Annotated in this window: 1 protein-coding gene; it reads right to left on the bottom strand. The window is 31.1% G+C overall.

Going from position 1 to position 803, the window contains the following annotated elements; genetic code table 11:
- Positions 1-185: 185 nt before the first annotated feature.
- Positions 186-803: PD-(D/E)XK nuclease domain-containing protein (locus DW114_RS21070; protein WP_199485910.1), on the bottom strand; the 618-nt coding region annotated here is incomplete at its 5' end.

Here is an 803-nt window from a genome sequence, read left to right as displayed (position 1 = left end):
TCAACATACTTTTATCCACATAGATTTTTTTCTTTAATACTCGTTGAAATAATTCTACAGGAATATCCGTATCTAGATAATACATATCCATCACCTCATCTCTTTTTATATTATAGACTATTTTTTCCTCTTTTACTATGAAAAAAGCACTATCTATATAATTCATTAGACAATGCTTATCATTCCTATTTATATTTTTCGATAATACAATCATGATGCTTATGCTCATCTGCATCTGTAGAATAATTGATACCAACAAACAATATCTCATCAAAATCTTTTACTCGTTCCACATAGTTTTTCTTCTTGATTTGATCAATTGCTTCTTCTACACTTTTATTATATTTCAGTTCCAAGATGATTGCTGGATATCCCTTTTTCTTCGGAGTGAAAAGATAATCTACAAAACCTTTACCTGACTTATCTTCTCTTGTGACTTCATAACTATTTCTCGCATATAGATAACATAAAGTGATTACACATGATAGACTGTTTTCATTATTATATTGCAAGAATGGTATTTCTCGATCGTGCGCTTCTTCAATATATTGCGCTACTTTTTGTTCATCCAATGCAATTGTCGCATCTAATACATTTTTAGAATTATTGACGATATCTGCGACACCACCCATGCTTTTTCGTTTTAATACTCTTTGAAATTTTTCCATCAGCTCATGATTTGGTATCCTTAAGAAACCATCATGATATGATAAGAACCCAAAGACCACCATGGCTGATAATATCTCATCACGACTATCTAATTGTAATTGAGATGCAGCATACCCTTCCAATTCTACTTCTAC

It is taken from the genome of Absiella sp. AM09-50 (assembly GCF_003433845.1).
GTDB lineage: Bacteria > Bacillota_I > Bacilli_A > Erysipelotrichales > Erysipelotrichaceae > Hoskinsella > Hoskinsella hominis.
Note: the sequence above shows the minus strand (reverse complement) of the source record. Positions and strands in the feature narration are given on the sequence as shown.